Source organism: Mesorhizobium sp. WSM4822 (assembly GCF_055811155.1).
In genome coordinates this window covers 828656-850597 of record NZ_JBVVQM010000001.1, presented here as the reverse complement: position 1 = coordinate 850597, position 21942 = coordinate 828656, and the positions used below count along the sequence as shown (strand labels likewise).

The 21942-nt window shown below is 64.1% G+C and carries 20 protein-coding genes; 12 read left to right on the top strand and 8 right to left on the bottom strand.

Annotation, left to right across the window (positions count from 1 at the left end; genetic code table 11):
- Positions 1-6: 6 nt before the first annotated feature.
- Positions 7-1314 (bottom strand): MATE family efflux transporter, encoded by a 1308-nt coding sequence (locus AC0L3E_RS04250; RefSeq protein WP_473604291.1) that lies wholly within the window; start codon positions 1312-1314, stop codon positions 7-9.
- Positions 1311-2480: a glycosyltransferase gene (locus AC0L3E_RS04245; RefSeq protein ID WP_473604290.1), complete on the bottom strand. Its 1170-nt coding sequence runs from the start codon at positions 2478-2480 to the stop codon at positions 1311-1313. The genes AC0L3E_RS04250 and AC0L3E_RS04245 overlap by 4 nt, the downstream gene beginning before the upstream one ends.
- Positions 2481-2794: 314 nt before the next feature.
- On the opposite strand from AC0L3E_RS04245, the gene AC0L3E_RS04240 reads away from it, so the two are divergent.
- A complete protein-coding gene (locus AC0L3E_RS04240) occupies positions 2795-3964 on the top strand; it encodes a DUF1972 domain-containing protein (protein ID WP_473604289.1) in 1170 nt (389 codons plus the stop codon).
- Positions 3961-5223: a glycoside hydrolase family 5 protein gene (locus AC0L3E_RS04235; protein WP_473604288.1), complete on the top strand. Its 1263-nt coding sequence runs from the start codon at positions 3961-3963 to the stop codon at positions 5221-5223. The genes AC0L3E_RS04240 and AC0L3E_RS04235 overlap by 4 nt, the downstream gene beginning before the upstream one ends.
- On the opposite strand, the gene AC0L3E_RS04230 is transcribed toward AC0L3E_RS04235, so the two are convergent.
- Complete coding sequence (locus AC0L3E_RS04230; protein WP_473604287.1) at positions 5186-6517, bottom strand: VpsF family polysaccharide biosynthesis protein; 1332 nt, start codon at positions 6515-6517, stop codon at positions 5186-5188. The genes AC0L3E_RS04235 and AC0L3E_RS04230 overlap by 38 nt on opposite strands.
- 1 nt (position 6518) lies before the next feature.
- Positions 6519-8621 carry a GumC family protein gene (locus tag AC0L3E_RS04225; RefSeq protein ID WP_473604286.1) on the bottom strand — a complete coding sequence of 701 codons (2103 nt, stop codon included), beginning with the start codon at positions 8619-8621 and terminating at the stop codon, positions 6519-6521.
- Positions 8622-8870: 249 nt separating this feature from the next.
- On the opposite strand from AC0L3E_RS04225, the gene AC0L3E_RS04220 reads away from it, so the two are divergent.
- The 4 genes from AC0L3E_RS04220 to AC0L3E_RS04205 all read left to right on the top strand — a co-directional run bounded on the left by AC0L3E_RS04220 (position 8871) and on the right by AC0L3E_RS04205 (position 13369).
- Complete coding sequence (locus AC0L3E_RS04220; RefSeq protein ID WP_473604285.1) at positions 8871-10379, top strand: glucosamine inositolphosphorylceramide transferase family protein; 1509 nt, start codon at positions 8871-8873, stop codon at positions 10377-10379.
- A 118-nt stretch (positions 10380-10497) separates the two neighbouring features.
- The gene (locus AC0L3E_RS04215; protein ID WP_473604284.1) at positions 10498-11688 is read left to right on the top strand and encodes an FAD-dependent oxidoreductase; all 1191 of its coding nucleotides are present in this window, start codon (positions 10498-10500) and stop codon (positions 11686-11688) included.
- Between the two features lie 429 nt (positions 11689-12117).
- Complete coding sequence (locus AC0L3E_RS04210) at positions 12118-13149, top strand: hydroxyacid dehydrogenase (RefSeq protein ID WP_473604283.1); 1032 nt, start codon at positions 12118-12120, stop codon at positions 13147-13149.
- A 103-nt stretch (positions 13150-13252) separates the two neighbouring features.
- The gene (locus tag AC0L3E_RS04205) at positions 13253-13369 is read left to right on the top strand and encodes a putative RiPP precursor (protein ID WP_372337971.1); all 117 of its coding nucleotides are present in this window, start codon (positions 13253-13255) and stop codon (positions 13367-13369) included.
- A gap of 283 nt (positions 13370-13652) precedes the next feature.
- On the opposite strand, the gene AC0L3E_RS04200 is transcribed toward AC0L3E_RS04205, so the two are convergent.
- Positions 13653-13868, bottom strand: a complete 216-nt coding sequence (locus tag AC0L3E_RS04200) for a hypothetical protein (RefSeq protein WP_127321045.1) — start codon at positions 13866-13868, stop codon at positions 13653-13655.
- 454 nt (positions 13869-14322) lie between these two features.
- Between AC0L3E_RS04200 and AC0L3E_RS04195 the strand changes: the two genes are divergently transcribed.
- Positions 14323-15048 carry a Crp/Fnr family transcriptional regulator gene (locus AC0L3E_RS04195; RefSeq protein ID WP_473604282.1) on the top strand — a complete coding sequence of 242 codons (726 nt, stop codon included), beginning with the start codon at positions 14323-14325 and terminating at the stop codon, positions 15046-15048.
- On the opposite strand, the gene AC0L3E_RS04190 is transcribed toward AC0L3E_RS04195, so the two are convergent.
- Positions 15049-15351, bottom strand: a complete 303-nt coding sequence (locus AC0L3E_RS04190) for a hypothetical protein (RefSeq protein ID WP_256746781.1) — start codon at positions 15349-15351, stop codon at positions 15049-15051.
- Positions 15352-15579: 228 nt separating this feature from the next.
- Between AC0L3E_RS04190 and AC0L3E_RS04185 the strand changes: the two genes are divergently transcribed.
- The 3 genes from AC0L3E_RS04185 (at position 15580) to AC0L3E_RS04175 (ending at position 19082) form a co-directional block, all read left to right on the top strand.
- Positions 15580-16326 (top strand): helix-turn-helix domain-containing protein, encoded by a 747-nt coding sequence (locus AC0L3E_RS04185; RefSeq protein WP_473604281.1) that lies wholly within the window; start codon positions 15580-15582, stop codon positions 16324-16326.
- A gap of 164 nt (positions 16327-16490) precedes the next feature.
- The gene (locus AC0L3E_RS04180; protein ID WP_127270646.1) at positions 16491-16796 is read left to right on the top strand and encodes a hypothetical protein; all 306 of its coding nucleotides are present in this window, start codon (positions 16491-16493) and stop codon (positions 16794-16796) included.
- Positions 16797-17057: 261 nt separating this feature from the next.
- Entirely contained in the window at positions 17058-19082 is a 2025-nt protein-coding gene (locus tag AC0L3E_RS04175) for an acyltransferase family protein (RefSeq protein WP_473604279.1), read from the top strand.
- A gap of 110 nt (positions 19083-19192) precedes the next feature.
- Here AC0L3E_RS04175 and AC0L3E_RS04170 read toward each other — a convergent pair whose 3' ends face one another.
- On the bottom strand, positions 19193-19786 hold the full coding sequence (locus AC0L3E_RS04170; RefSeq protein WP_127321050.1) for a DUF6456 domain-containing protein: 594 nt from the start codon (positions 19784-19786) through the stop codon (positions 19193-19195).
- A gap of 241 nt (positions 19787-20027) precedes the next feature.
- On the opposite strand from AC0L3E_RS04170, the gene AC0L3E_RS04165 reads away from it, so the two are divergent.
- Together AC0L3E_RS04165 and AC0L3E_RS04160 are read left to right on the top strand one after the other, a co-directional pair.
- Positions 20028-20309 (top strand): DUF982 domain-containing protein, encoded by a 282-nt coding sequence (locus tag AC0L3E_RS04165; RefSeq protein ID WP_127268742.1) that lies wholly within the window; start codon positions 20028-20030, stop codon positions 20307-20309.
- Positions 20310-20417: 108 nt separating this feature from the next.
- Positions 20418-20726 (top strand): DUF982 domain-containing protein, encoded by a 309-nt coding sequence (locus AC0L3E_RS04160; protein ID WP_164754123.1) that lies wholly within the window; start codon positions 20418-20420, stop codon positions 20724-20726.
- A gap of 243 nt (positions 20727-20969) precedes the next feature.
- On the opposite strand, the gene AC0L3E_RS04155 is transcribed toward AC0L3E_RS04160, so the two are convergent.
- The gene (locus AC0L3E_RS04155) at positions 20970-21617 is read right to left on the bottom strand and encodes a GcrA cell cycle regulator (RefSeq protein ID WP_473604278.1); all 648 of its coding nucleotides are present in this window, start codon (positions 21615-21617) and stop codon (positions 20970-20972) included.
- Positions 21618-21942 lie beyond the last annotated feature (325 nt).

Sequence of the window (21942 nt, the reverse complement as noted above, 5' to 3'; positions counted from 1 at the left end):
TTTTTCCTATCGCTTTGCCGTGGCGAACGACAGCGTGCGCCGCCAGGCGCCCAACCGGCTGTCGCGCGCCTCATCGGGATGCTCGATATTCCACATGCGGTGATGCGCGAAATACCATGATGCCACGAGCACGAACATCTCCGAGACGGCGGAACCCAACAGCGCCCACGGCGGAGACGCGATTGCCAGCAGGGCCGCGATCAGTGCCAGCCCGACGACCGCGCCGCCCGTCGTGGTGAACGCGACGATCCGAAAATCGCCGAGTATCTCAAGCACGATGCGGGGCATGATATAGAGCATGATCGGGACAAAATTCGCGATCACGAAAAGTCCGATGAACCAGGTCGAAGCGTCCTGGAGAGCCTGGGATTTTATCATCGGCAGGACGAACATGATGGCGCATCCATATGCAAGGCCGCCAAACCCCATGACGAGTGCCCAGATCTTGGCCTGCGTCCAGACACGGCCCGTTTCATTGTTCCGCATCAGCCTGGCGAGATCCGGCTGCGTCATGTTGACGAAAGCAAGGCTGATGATGCGCAGCGGAGCAAACAGCACCAGAACCGCCGCCAGCGGTGCGTAGGCGGCAGGACCGGCAATGCCGGCGACCAGCAGCGCCAGACATTGGCCCTGGATGTTGGTGGTGGTGGCGCTGAATGCCGACCAGCGCAGCTGGGGCCAGAGCCTGACATAGCGTCGCCGGGTCGGCATGCGGAAGCTGATGCGAAGCGAGCGCCGAGCCAGCCGGACCAGGACGAAAATGCCGAAAACATTTGCCGCGGCTAGTGCATAGAACACGGTCTGCAGCGGGTCTTGGACCAACCAGATCGACAGCCCGGTCAGGACACAGCCGGCGACTGTAAAAGCGCCATCGCTGACGGAGACGACAACCTGCTGGCGCCGTGCAAAGAAAGCCGTGCGCATATGGCTGCGCAACGACCAGGCACCGACGAAGCAGCCGGCGGCAATTCCGCTTGGATCGCCAAGGACATGCATCAGGACTGCCGTGCCGACGGCCATCAGCAACGCCACGATCAGCGCCGCCGTTCCGAACGCCACGTCATAGCTATCGACGCCGGCGCTGTTGGTGCTCTTGCTCATCCAGATGCTGGCGGGAACGGCGGTGAGCGACCTGATATAGGACAGGCCGACACCGCCCATCACCATACCGATGGCGAAGAGGCCGTAGCCCTGCGCCGACAGCATGTGCAACAGCATGATGTTGAGGGCAAAATGAAAGCCGCTCTGCATCGCCTCGCCGCCGATCATCAGCACGAGGCGTCGAACCAGATGGCTCGGAAACGCTAGCTTCACGGCCGCGTCTCCGCTTCGCGGGCAGCAGGCACCCTGCCCGGCCGCGCGATGGTCGTCTTCAGCTTGTCGGCGGCGATCGCGGTGATCGCCGCGGCCGCGACCGGCTCGCTGAAGATTGCCTCGTAGCGCGCGCGTCCGGCAGCGACAAACCCGCGCCAGGCCTCAGGGGCGAGGATGATCTCCTGCAATTTCGCGCCAAGAGCTGCTGCGTCGCCGGGCGGAACATGCCAGCCGGTCTCCCCGTCGCTGACCACTTCCACCAGCCCGCCGATCGCCGATACAAGCGGCGGCCGGCCGTAAGCCATCGCCTCGATGGCGACGCGGCCCAGCGATTCCGGACGCCGCGACGGCACGGTGACGATATCCGCCCATCGATAATGCTCCGAAGGGTCGGGAATGAAAGGCAGGACTCTGACGCGCCCGGTAAGCCCCATGGTTTCGACCAGTTCGGCAAGCGCATGCTCACGCTCGGTGCTTTCGAAGGCGCCGCCGACCAGCCGCACCTCGATCCTCGCCTGGAGTTCCGCCGGCATCGAGGCGATCGCCTCCAGCAGGATTTCCTGCCCCTTGATCCGGTTGATACGGCCAAGCAGCAGCACCCGCAATGGGCGCTTGCCATCATACGTCATCGGTTCGACCGACGCCGGCCCGGCAACACCGTTGTAGACGACATACGCACGCGCCGCCTTGGGATCACCAAACGCGGCGCGTGTCGCGTGTGAATTGAAGATCAGATCCGCATGGCTCCAGCGCATCAGGCCGACGAGTATCCTGCGCATGGCGCCTTCGGGGATTTCGTGGATGTGCAGGACGGCCTTTTGGGGAAGAAGGCGTGCGGCCAGCGCGTAGTCGGCCACGATCGAGGTGTTGACATAGACGAGGTCGCAATCCTTGAGCCGCCGCCACGCCCTGAACACGGCAATTGGCAATCGCGCCATCTCGACGGTCGCAAGGCGCGCAATGGCCTGGCGCCTCAGCACCCACAGCGGTTCGAATACGATCCGGCTGGCATGCGCTTCCAGAATCCGCACGATCGGCCCGCTACGTGGCAAAACCACTTCGATGTCGGCCGACGGAAACGCGGCGCGCAGCGCGGCAACGCTCTCCGCAAAGCTGCGGTCAGAACCATAGAGTTCATAACCCTGATGAACGCAGGCAATCCGCATCTTTATATCCCGCCGGGTGCTACAACCATCGCGCTGGGCGATTGTGGCAGAAGCCCGTCCGCAAGAATCATGCCTGGTTCGATACGCCCGACTGCCGGCCGTACGCCCCAGGCATTGCTTCGTTTCGATACAGCTACGCACAGAAGGGTTGACCGAGAATGAAACAACCATCGGCTTCAACACCGTTTTTTTACAACCCCGCGCGATGATCCCTCGCAGGATACCGAAATCGGGAGGTGGCACGGAAGTTGCCATCTGCTCATTATAAATTAAGCAATATCTAATGTATGAGACATGTGAAAGTGCCGCCGGCCATGAAACCAGAAACGCCCGCCATTCTGATCCTGGGGACCCGCGGCATACCCGCGGCCCATGGCGGCTTTGAAACCTTTGCCGAAAAACTGGCGCTGTTTCTTGTCGGGCGCGGTTGGAAAGTCGGCGTCTATTGCCAGGATGAGGTCGAGCGGATCGACCAGAGGGTGCGCAGCGAAACCTGGCGCGGCATCGAGCTCATTCACATCCAGGTTGCCTCCAAGGGACCGCGCGCGACGCTGGAATTCGACTGGCAATGCGCCCGCGACGCCGCCCGGCGACCGGGCGTTTGCCTGGTGCTCGGCTACAATGGCGCGGTCTTCCTGACCTGGCTCAGGCTGAAGCGACGCAAGATCTTCACCAACATGGACGGCATCGAGTGGCGCCGCCCAAAATGGGGAATGGCGGCGCGAACCTGGTTCTGGCTCAACGAATGGATCGGCGCATGGGCCTCGCATCGGCTGGTCGCCGATCATCCCGCCATCGCAGATCACCTGGCGACGCGCCGGCCGCGCAGCGCCATCGCCACCATTGCCTATGGCGCCGATCCGGTGACATCAGCGCCCGAGGCGCCGGTCCGGGCGCTCGGCCTCGAGCCCGGGCGCTATCTCATCTCGATCGCCCGCATCGAACCCGACAACAACATCCTGCCGATCGTCGAAGCTTTTTGCTCTGCCAAGCGCGACATGAAGCTGGTGGTGCTGGGAACGCTGTCCGACGACATCCCCTATCATGCCGCCATCCGCAAGGCGGCGAATGACTCGGTGGTCCTGCCGGGCGCCATCTACGACCAGGCGACGGTCAAGGCGCTCAGATACCACGCCCGCGCCTATCTGCATGGCCACACGGTCGGCGGCACCAACCCGTCGCTGGTCGAGGCGCTGGCGGCCGGCAACATGGTGATCGCCCACGACAATCCCTACAACAGATGGACCGCCGGGGCTGCGGCGATCTACTTCACCGACAAGGACAGTTGCGCCGAGCGGATGCAGCAGGCGCTGGACGATGACGCCTTGGTCAAGGCCTGCGGCGTTGCCGCCAGGGCGCGCGCCCGCGAAGCCTTTCGCTGGGACGATGTCCTGCTTGCCTATGAAAATGAGGCCTATCATTTGCTCGGCATGACCGCCGCCAAGACCACCGCGATGGACCACGCATCGCCAGGAACCGTATGACAGGCTGGTCGCGCCGGCGGGTGCTGCGGACGGCGCTGTCCACCGCGGCGGCTCTCGGCTCGCTCCCGGTCGCACCAATCGCTCGCGCAGCCGCCGGGCCGCGATTTCGGCGCGGCGTCAACGCCTGGCCCTGGTTCTCGCTGACGCGCGAATTTCCCGCTCCGCGCACTGACTATGACTGGCCGCCCTTCCAGTCGCAACGGCCGGTGCCGACCCCGGACGACCTGCGTCGGCTGCGCAGGACCGGGCTCGATTTCATCCGTCTGCCTGTTGATCCCGGCCCTTTCCTGGCCGCCGACGCCATCACGCGCGGCCGGTTGCTGGACATACTTGACGCGGCTGTCACGGCCACTCTCCACGCCGATCTCGGCATCATCGTCAACATCCAGGCCAATGCCGCCACCCATTACTGGAACCCCGACCGCATGGTCTCCAGCACCGCGGCGCCCGCCTTCGATCTCTACCGCGGGCTGGTCGGCGAGCTTGCCGGCAGGCTGGCGCGGCTCCAGCCCGGCAGGGTGGCGCTCGAGCCGGTCAACGAGCCGGCGCAGGCCTGCGCGTCGAACGAATGGTCGCAGATCCAGCTTTCGCTTCTGACGGCGGCAAGAGCATCGGCCGCGACCCTGCCGCTGGTCGTCACCGGCGGCTGCGGCTCGATGGTGAGCGGACTGACCGCGCTCGATCCGGCACCGCTGTCCCCGTTCGAGCCGATCCTGTTCACCTTCCACTTCTATGAGCCCTATCTGTTCAGCCATCAGGGGGCACCCTGGATGCGCGAGCCCGTCTACCGGTCGCTCAACAATGTGCCGTGGCCGGCATCCGCCGGCTCGCTGGAACAGACGCTGGCATCGGTCAGGGCGCGCATGGCGCAGGACACCGAAACCCCTGAAGACGCCAAGCAGGCAGCCTATGCCGAGACCGAGCGTGTGCTGAAAGTCTATTTCGACGCCCGGCCCGACCGCTGGTTTGTCGACAAATATCTTCGCCAGGTACGCGACTGGGCCGACGGCCACGGCCTTGCGCCGGAACGCATCATCATGGGCGAGTTCGGCGCGCTGCGCACCGACGCCCGCTATGTCGCCGCCCCCAATCCGGATCGCGTGCGCTACATCGCCGATGTCAGGCGGAGCGCCGAGGAACTCGGCCTCGCCTGGGCACTGTGGGATCTCTTCGATGGCATGGGCATGATGGACGACACCACCCGGGCACTGGACCCCGATATCATCGCGGCGCTTGGCTTGACCATGCCGGCGGACTGACGGGCCTGAACGCTGCCCGCGTCGGCCGGTAAAGCACCAGCGCCAGCACCACGAACTTGGTCAGCAGCGTCGTCTTCGACGCGACGCTTTCCGAGGTGTTGATCAGAATGACCCAGCCCAGCATCGGCAGCCAGATGCCGGGATGGCAGCGGCGCGCCACCTCGAACAGGAACAGCACGAAGCCGAACGTCAGCAAAAGGGTGAAGAAGGCGCCCTGATAGAGGACGGTGCGGATAATCGGGTTCTCGATGCCCTGTTCGAGACCGTTGATGCGGCGCAGGCTGTCGATCAGGTCGACATCCGGCCCCACGATCAGATCGCGTAATTCCAGGTGCTTGAAGAGCTCGAACATCTCGACGCGGGCATTGGCGCTGCCGCTGTCCGACACGAAGCGCTCCAGCAGCGCATCGAAAAAGCCATAATATGCCGCCACGATGATGACGACCGGCAGCAGTGCGGCAAGCATGAAGCCGAGTGCCGCACCCAAGAGATTGACGCGTCCCCGGCGCAATTTGCTGATGCCCTTGGAAAGCAGATAGCAACCGCCCAGCACAATCGTCATCACCATCGCCGAACGGCCGCCGAACGCGACAAGTGCCGCGCATTGCAGGCCGATCAATCCTATCCGCACAGGCGTCGACAGGGATCTGGCACCGGAGAGCAGCGCAAGCACGTAGATCGACGTCACCATGGCATTGGCGAGCGGATGTCCCTGCAGCGCGCTCGAGCGCAGATCGGTGGTAAACGCCACGCCGTCGAGGCGATAGGGGAAGATAAGCGTCTTGGTGGCGAACTCGAAAAGGGCAAGCAGCGCATTCGCCGTCATGACAACGTGAACGACGGTCTGCAGCCCGGCGAATGTCCGTTCGTCGTCCTCGCTGAGCATCAGCACCAGAAGTGCCGCGGCCACGAACGTATCGATCATGCCAGCCATGCCGGGCCGCTGCCTGGCGATGACGACGAACAAAAGCACGATCGATATGGCGGCCATCAGCGCGCTGGCCGGCCGCCTGTCGGCGAGATGGACGATATAGCCGACCGGATTGCCTGACGCACATGAGCGCCAGGCAAACAAGAGGACGATGAGATAGGTGGACGGGTGGATCTTGGTCGCCGGGTTGCCGAACAGGCCATCATAATTGTAGCCGACCAGCCACAGCATGCCGCCCGAGATGCCGAACAGCACCGCTACCGCCGCGATCAGTCCGAAGCGCGTCAGCGCATCGAGCGACGTGCCGGCGCGGGGTGCGGCAGCACCATGGTTCGAAGCGCTTGCGCTCCAACTGGCAGCCATATCAGGCGGCCTCGTCGACCAGCAAGGCGGCCGTCGGCAACCGCCCCATGACGGAAACCGCCTGCGCGGTCGTCGTGACGTCCCGCATCGGGGTGGCGTTCAGCGTGGCGACGAGTACGATCTCGTCGGCCATGGCGACCAGCGGCGAGGCATTGAGATTATCGGCCAGCGCGCCGCCGTCGATGACGACGAGTTCGAAGCTCCGGCTGGCCCGGGCCAGCATCTGCTGCGCAAAATAGATGCCATGCGCTTCCTGGAAAACCGCCTTTGAGCGGCCCCTGCCCAGCACGGCAACGTTGCTGCCGGCGGCGTAATGGCTGACGGCCTCAAAGGCGTACTCGCCGCGCAGCACATCGAGGATCCCCGGCTGCGGATCCTTCTGGTCGCCGCCGCCGGCATTGGCATCGATGAACAGCACCCGGCTGCCCCTGGACGCCGCGGCATTGGCCAGCAGCCGCGCCACCCGGCTGCGCTGCGCGCCCTCGCCCGGCGACGATGTCACCAGGATGGAAGGCACCAGCGGCCAGTCCGCCGGACGCTGGCCCGAACTGAACATGCGCCTCAGCGCAAGGCCGACAACGGCGTCGGTCTTCTGGCTGGAGGCGGCGGCCGAACTTGCGCCGAAAGGCCACCAGCGCCACCCAGTGCCTGAATTTGCCGGCACCACGCCCAGCACCGGCGCGTCGATGGCCGACTGCATCTGCGCGCTGGAAAGCACCGTCGGCGAGGAATATTCGGCGATCAGCGCCAGACCGGTGCCGAGCCCGAGGCCGCCGAATATCGCGCCCAGCAACAGCAGCGGCAAAGGCGGCCAGCTTTTCTTCAAGGCGGGCATGGCATTGGAGATGATGCGCGCATTGGTGCTGTCGACATTGATCTGCTCGCGCGTCTCCTGGGCGCGCTGGAGATAGTTCGAGTAGACGGAACGCAGCGCCTCGAGATCGCGCTGCAATTCGCGCAGCCGCACCGAGGCCTGGTCGGTGTCGAGCGACTTGCTCTTCATGCCGGCGACCTTGGCTTCCAGCGCCTGCTGGTTGGCCAGCGCCCGTTCGTAGTCCGTCTCGGTGGCGGTGGCGATGCGGCCGAGCTCGCGCGCGATCAGCTGGCGCGTGTCGCGCAGCTGCTGCTGGGCTGCGATCAGCGAAGGATGACGCGGCCCCAGCTCCGTGCCGAGCTGCGAGACCTGGTCGACCAGCGTCGCCTCTTGCGCCCGCAGGCTCGAGATCACCGCCGAACGCATCGCCTCCGAGGTTGCGTCCGCCGTGCCGCTCTGCCGGCGCATCTGGTCGACCTGCGCCTTCAGCGCCGCGGTGCGGCTCTGCGCCGCCGCAAGCTGCGTGTTGATCTCGGTCAGTTCCTGGTCGCTGACCAGGTTCCCTGCCGCCATCACCATGTTGTTGGCGGACTTATAGGCCTCGACGGCATTCTCGGCCTGCTGGACGCGTTTGCGCTGCTCGTCCAGCCGGGCGGTGATCGACTCGGAGGCGTCCCTGGCCATTTTCGCGCGCGCGCTCGCCTGATCGACCAGGTAGGCCTGCGCGATGGCGTTGGCCAGGAAGGCGGCCTTGTCGGCGCTCTTGGCGGTGACGATGACGTCGAGGACCAGGACCTTGTCGGCCCGCTTGACCGCCAGGCGCCGGCGCAGCGCGTCGAGTGTCTGCACCGACCTGTCGCCTTCGGCCGATGCCGAACCGAGCAGGCGCGACAGCAAGCCCTGCCCGTTGAATTCCGGATCCTGCGTCAGGTTTGTCGCCGCGATCGCCCGCATCAGCACGCCTGTCGACTGGACCACGCTGACCTGGCTCTCGACCTGCGTGATGCCGCCATCGGGCGAGATACGGCTGGGATTGACGTCGTTGGTGACCACCTGCAGGTCCTGCGGATCGATCAGGATTTCCGCCGCCGAGCTGTAGAGCGCGGGTGTGAAAAGACCGTAGAGAAGGGCGACCAGCGTCAGCAGCGCGACAGTGCCGAAGATCCAGAACCGGCGGCGCACCAGGATGCGCTTCAGGTCGCCCAGTTCGACAGTCGAAGCTGCGTATGATCCCGCGCGTGCCGCATCCGGAGAGTGTTGCTGAGGAACCATGGGCAGGGATGATTGCATGGCTGCCTCCGACAATACTCCATATGCCGGCAAGGTCAGTTTGCGGCGATAACCTAGCTATTCCTCCAACTGTTAAAACATTGTTAATTATGTTGAGAGGTGACGTGAATTTTGGCACGCGGTTTGCTTAAAAATATACATATCGAGGTGTTGGTTACGCGGCGAGCGGAGACGGATGCAGATGGGGTTACAATTTGACCGGACCGGCCTGGCCGGCAAGGCCGGGCACCGCGTTTTCGGGCCTCCACCATGCAGATAAGTCTACGCCTGGACGGCGACTGCGTCCGCGCCTTTCATCTCACGCTGCTGGAGCGCCTTGCCGCGCTCGGCGACGAACTGTCCGTCGATGTCAGGCCGGCGGGCGGCGGCATTCCGCGCAGCGCCGCAGCCCTGTTTCAACTCGAAACGGCGATCCACGGACTGCCCCATGATGGACTGGCCCATGATGGACTGGCCAAGCGTGTGCCGCTTTCGGCGCTCGCGCCCTATCGGCAGTCCCCCGCTTCGCCCGACCTGGTCGTCGACCTCTGCGGCGATGTCAGGCTGGAAAGCACACGGGCCTGGCGCGTCACCTATGACGGCGCCAGCGGCGAAGCGGCCTTGCTGGCCTCGATCCTCGCCGGCCGCACGCCACTTGCCCGCATCGAGGAGAACGGCGTTGCGATCGCGGCCGGGCGTCTGGGCACAGAATATGGCGGCATCGCGCTGGCGTCCTTCCAGGATATGCTGGCGCGCACAGCAAGCCTGATCGTCGCTGCCATGTCAGGCGCGGCAAAGTCGGTGCCCGATCTGCCAGAGCCGGCGCAGGCAGGCAGCCCGCCGCCAATGCCCTCGGCCGGCAAGCTTGGGGTCAGAGCCGGCAAGGCGCTGGCGCGGCGGATCGTCCAGAAGATCTATCATCTTTGCTACAACGCGCCGCATTGGAAGGTCGGCTGGCGGCAAACCGGGGGCTCCGATCTGTTCGACCTGCGTGCCCATCCGGCGTCGGGTTGGCAAGAGTTGCCGGACGATGGCAGCCGCTTCTACGCCGATCCGTTTCCCATCCTCTACCAGGGCCAGCTGACCCTGTTCGTCGAGGACTATATCCACCGGCTCGGCAAAGCCATCATCTCCGCCGTGCCCTTCGGCCCGGCAGGCCCGCTCGGACGACCTGAACCGGTGCTGGAGCTGCCCTACCATCTCTCCTACCCCTTCGTCTTCGAGCGCGACGGCGAAGTCTGGATGGTGCCGGAAAGCTGCGCCAACGGCACCGTCGATCTCTACCGGGCCACCGCCTTCCCCGGTGGATGGGTCAAGGAGGCGACGCTTCTGTCCGGTGTCGTGGCCAGCGACGCCACGCTTGTCGAGCATGGCGGCGCCTGGTGGCTGTTCGCCACCGTCCGCGACGGTGGCGGCGCCTTCTCCGACGCGCTGCACCTATGGTCGGCGCCGAATTTTCGCGGCCCCTGGACGCCGCATCCCAAAAATCCCGTGCTGATCGACATCGCCTCCGCGCGGCCGGCCGGCCGCATCGTCAGGCGCGGCAACGACCTGCTGCGCCCGGTGCAGGACTGCCGCAGGAGCTATGGCGCGGCGCTTGGCATCGCACGCATTTCTCACCTTGATTTGATCGGCATGGAGCAGGTCGTTGAAACCATCTTAAATCCAGGTGCGCTATGGAGCGGGCGTAAACTTCACACGCTCAACGAGGCTGGCGGCTTTGAGTTCATCGATGGCTCGGCGATCGCACCGCGCTGGAAGCAGCGGACCCGCGATTAACCTAAACATTGGTTACTACCAGGCACGCGCTCCGGTTGCTTGCGGTTGATTTAGCTCCGGAAGATATTTTCTACCGGAGATTGTGAAACGTGCAGTTGCCACCAGAAAGGGCAGCAAAATGAGTATCTCAGAGGCTGGCCCGGCCCAAGTCGATGTGGCGATCGTCGGCGCCGGAATGGCCGGCACCACCTTGGCAATGCTGTTGGGACAAGCCGGGCGCAAGGTGGCGCTGATTGATCCGCACCGCGTCCACCACGAGGAATTCCGGGCCGAGAAGATCGGCATGGATCAGATGCTGCTGTTCGAAAAGCTCGGCCTCGATGCGACACTCAAGAGCCTCGTCACCTCGACGACCGACACGCATATCTTCCGCCTCGGCCAGTTCTTCGCGCATGAGAAGAAGGCTGAATTCACATTCTCCTATGGCGCGTTGATCAATGGCCTGCGCGACGCCTTGCCTGCGCAAGTACCGCTGACGGTCGGCAAGGTGACCGAGGTCTCGACTGGACCGGACCGGCAGCGGCTTGTGCTGGCCGACGGCGCCGTCATCGATGCCCGCCTGCTGGTGGTGGCAACCGGCCACGGCGAGGCGGTGCGGCGCGCCGTCGGCGTCGAGCGTATCGAGCAATCGAAGGCGCATTCACTGTCGATGGGATTCGACCTCGCCATCTCCCCGCGTGATTTCGGTCATCAGTCCGTCACCTGCTACAGCAGGCGGGCTGCCGACCGTATCGCCTACATCAGCATCTTTCCCCTCGGCGACAAGATGCGGGCGAACATGTTCGGCTATCGGCAAGTGGCCGAGCCGTGGACGCGGGCGTTTCGCCAGGAACCGCAAAAGATGCTCTGCGAGCTGATGCCCGAAATAGCGGCGCGATGCGGCAACTTCGAAGTCGCAAGTCCTGTCGAGGTCAGGCAGATCAGCCTGAGCACCACGCAAGGCCATCGCCGCGACGGGGTCATCTTCATCGGCGATGCTTTCTGTACCACGTGTCCAACACCGGGCGTCGGCATCGGCCGGGTGATGACCGACGTCGATCAGCTCCATTCGGTTCACATTCCGCGATGGCTCGAAACACCAGGCATGGCGGCTGACAAGATCAACGCCTTCTATGACGACCCGGTCAAGGTGGCTGCCGATGAGGATGGCATGCGGGTGAGTTACTATGCCAAGTCGATCACCGCCGGCACCGGACTGGAATGGCGCGCAAGGCGCCTGCGCAACAACACCGCGCGCCGGCTGATGATCATCGGCCGCAAGGTCCGGCATCTGGGAAAACGGCGGGTGCCCATGGCCAATATGCAATAGGGCGCGACCAGTCGCGCCCTATCGATTGCCAATATTGATTGCCTTATAAGGCGAATGCGTCAGACGCCAACCGCTCAGGTTGCCGTCGACGGAGGTGCCGATGGGGTAGTCTGGGCCGTGACGCCCGAAAGCCTGTCGCGCTTCTGCAAGGTTGGTTTCTCGTATTTCTTCACTGTAAAGTGCCCTCCAAATTGGTACGGCGCCAGCAGAACCAATTCCCTGCCCCGTGTCAATTGCGTCATTACTGGTTCTTACGTCGTCTCCGCGCCATCGTAGTCAAACGATTCTTCACTGTTGCATTGCCGGCACATATCGGCTCCGACAGGACACCTCATCCCAGCGCCAATCCCGCTCTACTCGGCTCTCCGCGCGATGTTGTAAATCGTTTCATCCAGGGTATTTTGGCCATCGGGAACAGAGGGAATAGTCATGTCCAACAGCGCCTTGCCGCTGGTTATCAGTGCGCCGGAACCACGCACGCTCGACCTGATCTTCACAGCCCGGCAGCTGGCGCGGCTCAAGGCCCATTATCGCATTGTCGAGACGACCGCTGACGGCGTCGCGAAACTGCCGGCCGACGTGCTGGGCGAGGCGCGCTATATCATCGGCCAGCCGCCCATATCGCCCGAAACGCTCGACCGGATGAAGGCGCTGCGCTGCGTCTTCAATGTCGAGACCAACCTCATCAACAACATGCCCTACGAGACCTTGTTCGCGCGCGGTATCCATGTCGTCACCACCGGCCTGGTGTTCGCCGAGCCGGTCGCAGAGCTTGGCCTTGCCATGGCGCTCAACCTCGCCCGCGACATCGTCGATGCCGACCTCGCCTTCCGCCAGGGACAGGAACTGTGGGGCGGCGACGGCAACCAGACGGCGCGGCTCCTGTCCGGCGCGGATGTCGGGATCATCGGTTTCGGCGATCTCGGCCGGGCGCTCAACCGGCTGCTGTCGGGTTTCCGCACCCGCACCAAAGTCTTCGATCCCTGGCTGCCGCCATCGATCCTCATCGACAATGGCGTCGAGCCGGCCTCTCTCGACGAGGTGCTGTCGACCAGCGACTTCATCTTCGTCGTTGCCTCGGTGACCAGCGAGAACCAGGGTTTTCTCGGTGCCGAGGCCTTTGCCGGCATGCGCAAGGGCGCCGCCTTCATCCTGCTCAGCCGCGCCGGCGTGGTGGACTTCCCAGCGCTGATGGCGGCGGTGAAGAGCGGCCACATCGTCGCCGCCAGCGACGTTTTCCCCGAAGAACCGCTGGCGCGGGACCATCCGGTGCGCACCCTGCCCGGCTTTCTGCGCTCGGCTCACCGCGCCGGCGCGCTCGACATCGCCTTCAAGCGCATGGGCGATATGGTGCTTGAGGACATGGACCTGATCGACCGCGGCCTGCCGCCGCTGCGCTCCAAGCGCGCCGAGCGCGAGACGGTTTCGCGCATGCGTTCCAAGCCGGCCGACAGGAATTGAGGCGTGGGTTTTCGTCCCGGTTGGCCGGCCCTCGACAAGGTCGGCTTGACAAGGGCGCGGCCGGCGATGACGCTGCCGCAATCGAACTTTGCGGAGGGAGGCCATGAACATGAAGAAGATCTATGAAAAGCCGATGCTGCTCAAACGGCAGAAACTCTCCGCCGTGACGGCGCAGCAAGCCAATTCAGGCGTAATAGGCCCGACAGGCCCGGCAGGCTGACACCTCGCGGCATCCAATGAAGGTTAGCATCGGACGCACCCGGGGCGGGCGGTACGGCAGCCGCTCCAGGCGCAGCTTCAGTGTCCACGGCTGCTCTTCGCCCTGCGGGCGACCGCTTCCATAAAAGAGCGGGCGGCAGCGTCACAAGCCGTTCTGGACGGTCCGTTCGCGGACAGCACGACCTCCGCGGCCTTCCGCGACATGCCGTATTTCCGGGCGAAGACCGCAGCGTCGTAAGGTTCGTTTTCGGCTACCGGTGCCGCGGACGTGATCCTGGCTTTGGTCATTGGCGCGTCCGCCGGAAACTCTCAAGCAACTCGCCTTCATTGCGGCAGCCATTCTGAAACAGCGAAAACACCGTGGCCGCCAGAAGCTGCACGTCCGACTCCCCCGACATGCGATCGAGTTTGCGTTCCAGGCAGACCCGATCGAAGACGCGCTGGCACAGTTGCAGATCGGAAGGATGGAAACCAGGATTGCGCTTATGAAGGCTCGACATAAGAAGCCCCTTTCGGAGCAGCGACCACTTCCTTGACGCTGTGGGTCAAAAAATGAAATCGGGCTGAGCAAGAGTCAACATCGGCCTTCATCACAGTAAATATCGTACAATTCTCCCGCCGCTCTGCCCCACTTTTCGAACGGTTCTCGAGCCCGGCGCGACATGGCGCCTTTGTCATTAGCCGGCGGATTTCATCGACCCTCACCGTGATCCGGCGCTCTCATGAAATATGTCGGTTTTGTACCAAGTGGCGCTTGGTACGTTTCCGACACTAACATTCAGGCCGATCTTTTCATATGCGAACGGGCGTTGGGGGGCGCCGTGCTTCGAATTTCATATCGCATTGATATCTTTCTTCGTTCAGAGCCCCTATACATAGGCGATCGTCCGTACGTTTTTACGGGCACGGACGGCTGGGAGATTGGATGGCTCTTGCCCTGCATTGGGCCACGCCATGTCTGATCCCACCAAAAACCATCAATACCGAAATCAGCTGCTGCGGCGCATGCCCGCGGATGATCTGGCGTTGCTCGAGCCGCACATGCAGCGCTGCGACTTGCCGCTGCGCATGATGCTGGTGACCCCGAATATTCCGATCGAGGCCGTCTACTTCATCGAACAGGGCATCGGTTCGGTGGTCGCCAGCACGGCAAGCGGCCAAGAGGCCGAAGTGGGCTTCATCGGCTTCGAAGGCATGACCGGATACGCCCTGGCGATGGGCGACGACCGTTCGCCGCATGCCTGTTATGTCCAACTCGAAGGCGAAGCGATCCGCATCGAAGCCGGCGCTTTCAAGGCAGCATTGGAGGCAAGTGCAACCTTGCGCATGTTCCTGCTACGCTTCGTCAACGCGCTACAGACCCAGGCCGGCTGCACCGCGCTCGTCAACGCGCGGCTGAAGCTCGAGGAGCGGCTGGCGCGATGGCTGCTCATGTGCGACGACCGCGTGCCGGGCGAGCATCTCGCCATCACCCACGAATTCCTGGCCATCATGCTTGGTGTCAGGCGGCCAGGCGTCACCGTCGCCCTTCAATTGCTCGAAGGCCGCGCGTTGATCCGCTCGCGTCGGGGCGAGATCGTCATTCGCGACCGCGCCGGGCTGCTGGAACTTGCCAATGGCAGTTACGGCGAAGCCGAGGCCGAATATACAAGGCTGATCGGCGAGATCGGCGCGGCCTGATCAGGAGCGGTTGCCGCCGGCATCCGGCTTGCCCGATGTCGCTTTGCCGGGCGGTGCCGCACCGCCTTTAAATGCGCCCCGGCCAATCGGCCCATCCCCGTCGATCGGTCCATCCTTGGCTATCGGCAACCCGGCATGCTCCAGACTTGCAAGCTTGCACTTCGTTTGTTCGGCCGCCGCTCCGACAAGGCAGTCGATGGTGAACATGGCACCGGCGTGATCGCTGGCCGCGACCGCCTGGCGGATCTTCGTCAATTGGGCTTGCGTGTAGTCCAGAAGCTCGACCAGGCCGGTATGATCCAAACCGCCCTCCATTGCAGGATGTCGAGAGGCCGATCTCAGGTCGCTCTTGCCATCGAAATACGCCCATTTACACGGCTTGCATAGCCGGACTGTCAGAATCGTACAGTCTACGCGCCACCGGGTCGTTGCCTATTGGCCAAAGGTCCATCTTCGCGCCGCCGCCACGGCATGCAACTGTATATAAGCAATCGCTTGAATACTGGTCCGTACGTCTGTCGGGGAGATGTCGTGCCAATTCGCGAGAATCTCGCCGCCAATCTCAGGCGGCTGGTCCAACGCCACGCTTCCGTCAGCGCGGTGTGCCGTGAGCTTGGCATCAATCGCACCCAGTTCGAGCGCTATCTGCAAGGCAAGGCGGTTCCCAACAAAGCCACCGCAAGGCTGATCTGCGACTATTTCAAGATCGATGAGAATGAGCTGTATCGTGAGCCGGCCGCCGCGGCAGCCAAGAGCGACGGCAACGCAACGCTGCGCCAGGCCCTGTACGAAAACATGGTGCGGCCGCCGTCGCCCGCCATCGCCGGAGGCACATATTTCACCTATTTTTCGATGCCCGGCCGACCCGACTTTTTGATGCGCTCGGTCACCTTCGTGCGGCGCGAGGCCGATCTCGTCACCTTCAGGCGGGTGACGCGCTGGGCTTCGGGCGATGGCCGGGGTGGATCGAGAATACCCGGCAACCATTACGGCGTGGCGATCTCGCGCCTGAACTGGATTTATTTCACCGGCATCAACCGCCGCCAGACCACCGAGCCCTCAATCATGACCGTGCAGTGGGCTCCCATCTCCGAACCGGTTCTGGTGGGCAGGGCGATCGTCCTCACCGGATCAGGGCCGGCCTTTGTATCCGTCATCATGCGGCAGGACGTCGCCAGGATCAGCACGAGGCGAGCGCTGCAGATGGCCCATATCGTCAGTCTCGACGACCCCAGCGTCGATCGCCTGGTGGTCAGCCTCGCACGAGAGACCCGATAAACTCGCTTCTTACGGGAAAAATCGGGGAAAGTTTCAAGTTTTTCGACTATATTTTTCTTCGTTTCGGGATTTTTGCGCAAAAAACCCCGGAACTTTCACCCAAACCTGTCGTTTTCCAGCTGATCGTTGCTTCGACGATCCCAAAGCAACAGGAGGAGTACGCCATGAACATCAAGATGATCTGTTTCGGCGCGATGACGCTCTCGATGGTTGCCGGTACGGCGCTTGCCGCGAGCGACACCGGCACGTCGGCTCTCGACGATCCGGCCAAGATGCAGCCCTTCTATACCGACTCCAGCAGGAAGACGATGGTCAGCGACGACGATTTCGTGAAGGCCTGGAAGGCCCTTACGCCGGACGACCAGACCGCGATGATGAAGGCCTGCGAGGATGAGGCGAAGGACGCCACTGCGGCCAACAGCCATCCGGAATTCTGCAGCAGCGTGAAAGCGAACGGCGGCAGCAAGTAGCAATCCAGCGGCCCGATGAGAAACAGCCCCTTCGCGGGGCTGTTTTGCGTCTGCCGCGGGGCGCGCGGACAAGCCCGCCACGCAACGATCAAGCCACGCAACGATCAAGCCCGGCCGGCGCGCCGGCCCATTTCCCATTCCTGCTATGTTGCACCGCGATAAAATTGCTCTATGTTGCACTGCGATAGATTTGTTGCATTGCGATATCAGCCTGCCCGGCCGACGTTGCGCGGGGGCTGGGCCTTGCACGAAGGAGCCGTCGTGGCAGCATCGTTCCGGCCGGACATACAAGGATTGCGCGCGCTCGCCGTCGGCGGTGTCGTCGCCTACCATTTCGGCCTCACCGCGCTCCCCGGCGGCTTTGCCGGCGTCGACATCTTCTTCGTCATCTCGGGCTGGCTGATAACAACCCACCTCATGCAGGAGATCGGCGAGACCGGCCGGCTCGACCTTTGGCGCTTCTATGCCAGGCGCGCGCGGCGGCTTCTGCCGGCAGCTTTGTTCGTCATCGTGGTTACGCTGGCCGCCGGCTACTTCATCCTGGCGCCGCAGGAGCAGGCGCTCTATTCGCGCGGCGCCATGTTCGCCTCCGCCTATGCCATCAATCTGTGGCTGCTGCGCTGGTCGTTCGACTATTTCGCCGCCGACGCCACCAGCAATCCCTTCATCCACTTCTGGTCTTTGTCGGTGGAGGAGCAGTTCTATCTGGCCTGGCCGGCGCTGCTTCTGCTGGCCGCCTGGCTGCGGCCGGGCCGGCGAACGGCCGCAGCCGTGATCGGCGTTACCGGCCTTGCCTCCTTCGCCGCCTGCCAGTGGCTGACCAGCGCGGCGCCGGCCTGGGCCTTCTATTTTTCACCGCTGCGCGCCTGGGAGTTCGCCGCCGGCGGCCTGGCGACGCTGGTCCCCATGGCTTTGCTGCAGCACCGCATCTGGCTGCGGGCAGCACTTGGCTGGCTCGGCCTGGCGCTGATCGCGACCGCCTATCTCCTGTTGAGCGAGGACCTGCCCTTCCCCGGCTGGTACGCGTTGCTGCCGGTGGCGGGCACCGTGCTGGTGCTGCTGAGCGGCGTCGGCGGGCCGCAGAGCAATAGGCGGACCGGCTGGCAAGCCCTTGGCCCGGCTACCGCTTTGTCCCTGCCGCCCTTGCAATGGATCGGCACGCTCTCCTATTCGCTCTATCTCTGGCATTGGCCGGTCATCGTCTATGCCGGGATGCTGGCGCCGGAGCTTTCCGTGCCGCAGCGGCTTGGCTGTGGCGTGCTGGCGCTCGCCCTGTCGGTGCTCACCTATCATTTGATCGAAGACCCTGCGCGGCGCGGCGCCTGGATGGCGGTGGGCGCCCGCGCCTTTCCCAAGGCCATTCCAGGCGCAAAACCGCTTCGCGCTTTTCCCGGCCTTGTGCTGGTTCCCGCGCTGATGCTGACCGGCACCGGCGTGGCGGTCGCCTATGCCAACGCGCATCTGGCCACGCGCAACATCGGCCCCGAGCAGCGCGGCATCGAGCAGGCGGTCGAAAGACCTTCCATCGCGCGGGCCGTCGACAAGAACTGCCTGGCCGACTTCCAAACGGTGACGCCGAAACCCTGCATGTTCGGCCCGGCCGATGCCAGCCGCACCATCGTGCTGTTCGGCGATTCGCACGCCGACCAGTGGTCGACGCCGCTGATCGAAGCAGCCAGGCGCAACGACACAAAGATCATCACCTATCTCAAATCATCGTGTCGCGCCTCGCGGCTCTCCACCTTCAACACGGTGCTGAAGCGCGACTACACCGAATGCGACGCCTGGCGCGAGCAGGCCATATCAGAGATCATCCGCCACAAGCCGCGCCTGGTGGTGATCTCCGAATTTTCCATCGGCAATCTGATCCGCGACCTGCCACCGGACGAACGCACCGCTGAAGTAGCGCGCTGGCAGGCCGGCCTGCGCTCGACCTTGCAGGCCTTCAGCCGGGCCGGTGTCGAGACGGCTGTTATCCGCGACACGCCGATCAACGCCAGCTTCGCCGGCTCCTGCGTGGCGCGCACCCTGTGGTGGCGCGAGGCACCCTCGCCGCACTGCGACACGCCAAGAGCCGAAGCCGCCAACGACAGCACCGCCGCCGCCGAGCGCGCCGTGGTGACCAGCGTGCCCGACACCCGCTACATCGACCTCACCAACCAATTCTGCGGCCCGACCACCTGCCACGTCGTCATATCAGGCAAGCTGGCGTTTCGTGACAGGCACCATCTGGCGACGGGCTTTGCCGAGACACTGGCGGGGCCATTGGAGCGGGCGCTGTTTTAGGCGCCTGGGTATCTGCGCCCGGTCCGCATTGTTCATCACATATTGCGAATCTGTGGAACGGGCTTGATCACCGATCCGGCAGGCATCGCCGGTCGGATCCATTTCACACCTCACCGCCTCATCATCATCCCGTAATGCACTGCCAACAAATCCAGCCCCACCTTCAGCAGCTTCGTCACCACGTTCCGGCCTTCGCCGGTCTGCTCGGACAGGCGCTTGAGGGAACCGTCCGCGCAGCAGACTTGTCGCACCACGGCGGCCACCTCCCAATGGCCTAGCGCTCTTGTGGCGGCGGCATAGGCCCTGCCGGCGTCGAGCACACTGTCGGCGATGCCGCCGCCATCGCGGCCGCCGTCGACGCGCTCGGTCCAGCGCATCGGCTTGACATCAGCCTGCTGGCTGCAGCGGAAATCCTCGCGGTAGCGCAGACCTGCCTCGCGCTGCTGGCGCGACAGCGAGGTGATGCCGACAAGCGCATCGATGGCGCGCACCCGCACGATGCCGCCGGTGGCGGCGTAGCCGTCATTCGACACCTCGTAGACACGAGCAGCCTCCAGCGTGCCCGCCGCCAGCCGCTTGCGGCCGAAGGCGTCATCCCTGAGCGCGAAATCATGGCCGATCTCGCGGCGTATGCGCACCTGCTCGGCCTCGCCCTTCGGCAATTTCGGCGCCTGCGGTTTGACGGGTCTGGTCCTTTTGCTCATGGGAGGCTCCTGGTTGGCTCGGGATGATGGAGAACGGCAAAGCGGCGATCCTTCGCGCTATTGGGCATCTCCCCACATGGTCGGCAGGGCGGAGAGCCGCCGTTCGGTTGGCCTTCGTTGAATCGGAGGTCGTCGCCTCCTCGCCGCTGCGCCAGCATCCTTGCCGCCCGGCATCCAGGCTGATGGAACCGGCGCGAGCTTTCGACGTTATGTCGCGTCCATGCCAAGGGGAGGTTCGCCGATGACAGCCTTCATGCCGGTTACCGTGCGCTTTTGCGATAACAAAACCATGCTGGTCAGTTCGGTGGCCGGCGCAGCCGAGGCATTGCGCCACCAATGGCCCGACAAGACAGCACCTGGTTATCTCGAGGCGACGCGGCTGGTTACGCTCGCCGTCGAAGGCATCTGCTGCCAGCGCATTGCGTTCGACGCCTTCACCAGGGCGGCCAAGCAACAGAACATACTGGTGGCCAGGCCCAAAAGCCGCGCCCATGACTGGCTGAACGCGGTGGCTAGCCCATGAGGATCGCGCGCCGGCCGAAAAATTGATGCAACCGGCCGCCAGCGGGGCGCGTTTATCGATGCGGTAGTTGGAGCCGCGCGCAAAGCGAAGGTGAACGCCGTGGGTACGATGAAAACCGGAGTGCCGCTCAAAGTGCGGGTGGAAGATGAGATCGAAGAGATCGACAGCGTCAGCGAAGCCGCCGATTTTCTGCAGCGTTGGCCGCTTGAGCGACGCGGCCATGTCTACCGCAGTGCGCTGAACGCCTGCAGCGCGGCGATCGCCGCGCAGATTTCCGAAGCCGACGCCATGAAAGTGTTTACCGGCTTTGCCCGGGTGACCGGCATATTGATCGCCGAAGGCAACCCGGCCATGGCGATGGACGCACGGAGCGTGCAGAGCCGCACGCCCAAGCAGGGCCGGCAGATGCCGAAATAGGGTTTTGACGATTTTGCTTCGGGCTTGATTCATCTCAGATCCTCCACCTCTGTGCGAGGCAGCCCCCCTCACCCAGCCTCCGCTTCGCTCGGCTGGCCATTCCGGGGCGAGCCACGTGTCTCGCCCGTCCTTCGGACCCCGAGGGGAGACTTGCACCGTCGGTGCCCTCCTCTTCTCCCCAGCGGGGAGAAGGTGGCCCGAAGGGCCGGATGAGGGGGCTGGCGCAGCAATGGGAGAGCGGGCTCATCCCGCTACAAATACGCGGCGCTGAAACCGCGCCTGATGGTAGGTGCAATAGCTTTTCAGCGCCCTGGTGCGCATGCCGCAGCACAGCATGTCGGCGCCCGGCCGACTGCTTGGCGCATCGTTTTCAGAATCCTCCTCCACCGTCAGATCCAGCGGCGCGCGGCAGCGTGAAAACAGGCAATCGATGAAACGCATCGCCACGCCATGCGGCTGCCGGCCGATGGCCGTACGCGGCGGCGCCGGCGTCTCCACGCGATAGGCTACGCCGTCGGCGATCAGCACGCCCACCTCGCGCACGAACGAATGGCGCCTGGGCCGGGCCACTTCACGCGCGGGGATGTCCTTGGCGGCAAGCACGCCATGCATCTTGCCGACGACAGGCGTCGCAGTCCCCGGGGCGCCAGTCGCCTGCTTGCTTTCAGCGCGCTTGCCCACCGCCTGTCTGGCTCGCGGCGGCGGTCCCTTGCCATTGGCAAAACCGATCGCGCCCAGCATGGCGTTGCGGTGCACGATGCCGATGATGGCGTCGCGCGACACCGGGCTGCCGCGCAACGCGCTGAACGCGACTGCAATCCTGGAGGCTGAAAGCCCGTCCTTCAGCCAGCGGCCGATCTCGTGCAATTCCGCGTCGCTATAGCTTGCCATATCCAGCTCCATCCAAAGTTCGGCCGCACGCCGTCGGGCAGCGTCAAGGTTCGACCCGGCAGTCAGGTTGTTTTTCAAGAGCCGGCTGTCAGCCGACCAGCCTCAGCCGGGTTGGGTAGATTTCCCGCCGGCAAGGTGCAGAAGCCGCGCCTCGGCCGTGTTTCTATCCAGGGCGGAAACCGCCCTGCCCGTTGGCCTGTCGAACAGGATGACGGTGCCGTCCTCGGTGCGGATGCAGGAGCGGCCAGCCGAAAAAACAGCGCCGGCGCCATGCCGGTCGGATTGGGGGCCGGAGCCGCTGGGAGCGGCGGCTCCGGCCGTTCCG

Excerpts from the sequence above, each read along its gene's own strand:
- AC0L3E_RS04230 (WP_473604287.1), bottom strand. The coding sequence starts at position 6,517 with ATGGCTGCCAGTTGGAGCGCAAGCGCTTCGAACCATGGTGCTGCCGCA.
- AC0L3E_RS04200 (WP_127321045.1), bottom strand. The coding sequence starts at position 13,868 with ATGTCGAGCCTTCATAAGCGCAATCCTGGTTTCCATCCTTCCGATCTG.
- AC0L3E_RS04215 (WP_473604284.1), top strand. The coding sequence starts at position 10,498 with ATGAGTATCTCAGAGGCTGGCCCGGCCCAAGTCGATGTGGCGATCGTC.
- AC0L3E_RS04195 (WP_473604282.1), top strand. The coding sequence starts at position 14,323 with ATGTCTGATCCCACCAAAAACCATCAATACCGAAATCAGCTGCTGCGG.
- AC0L3E_RS04165 (WP_127268742.1), top strand. The coding sequence starts at position 20,028 with ATGACAGCCTTCATGCCGGTTACCGTGCGCTTTTGCGATAACAAAACC.
- AC0L3E_RS04180 (WP_127270646.1), top strand. The coding sequence starts at position 16,491 with ATGAACATCAAGATGATCTGTTTCGGCGCGATGACGCTCTCGATGGTT.
- AC0L3E_RS04155 (WP_473604278.1), bottom strand. The coding sequence starts at position 21,617 with ATGGCAAGCTATAGCGACGCGGAATTGCACGAGATCGGCCGCTGGCTG.
- AC0L3E_RS04210 (WP_473604283.1), top strand. The coding sequence starts at position 12,118 with ATGTCCAACAGCGCCTTGCCGCTGGTTATCAGTGCGCCGGAACCACGC.
- AC0L3E_RS04170 (WP_127321050.1), bottom strand. The coding sequence starts at position 19,786 with ATGAGCAAAAGGACCAGACCCGTCAAACCGCAGGCGCCGAAATTGCCG.
- AC0L3E_RS04160 (WP_164754123.1), top strand. The coding sequence starts at position 20,418 with ATGAAAACCGGAGTGCCGCTCAAAGTGCGGGTGGAAGATGAGATCGAA.
- AC0L3E_RS04225 (WP_473604286.1), bottom strand. The coding sequence starts at position 8,621 with ATGCAATCATCCCTGCCCATGGTTCCTCAGCAACACTCTCCGGATGCG.
- AC0L3E_RS04245 (WP_473604290.1), bottom strand. The coding sequence starts at position 2,480 with ATGCGGATTGCCTGCGTTCATCAGGGTTATGAACTCTATGGTTCTGAC.
- AC0L3E_RS04220 (WP_473604285.1), top strand. The coding sequence starts at position 8,871 with ATGCAGATAAGTCTACGCCTGGACGGCGACTGCGTCCGCGCCTTTCAT.
- AC0L3E_RS04205 (WP_372337971.1), top strand. The coding sequence starts at position 13,253 with ATGAACATGAAGAAGATCTATGAAAAGCCGATGCTGCTCAAACGGCAG.
- AC0L3E_RS04240 (WP_473604289.1), top strand. The coding sequence starts at position 2,795 with ATGAAACCAGAAACGCCCGCCATTCTGATCCTGGGGACCCGCGGCATA.
- AC0L3E_RS04235 (WP_473604288.1), top strand. The coding sequence starts at position 3,961 with ATGACAGGCTGGTCGCGCCGGCGGGTGCTGCGGACGGCGCTGTCCACC.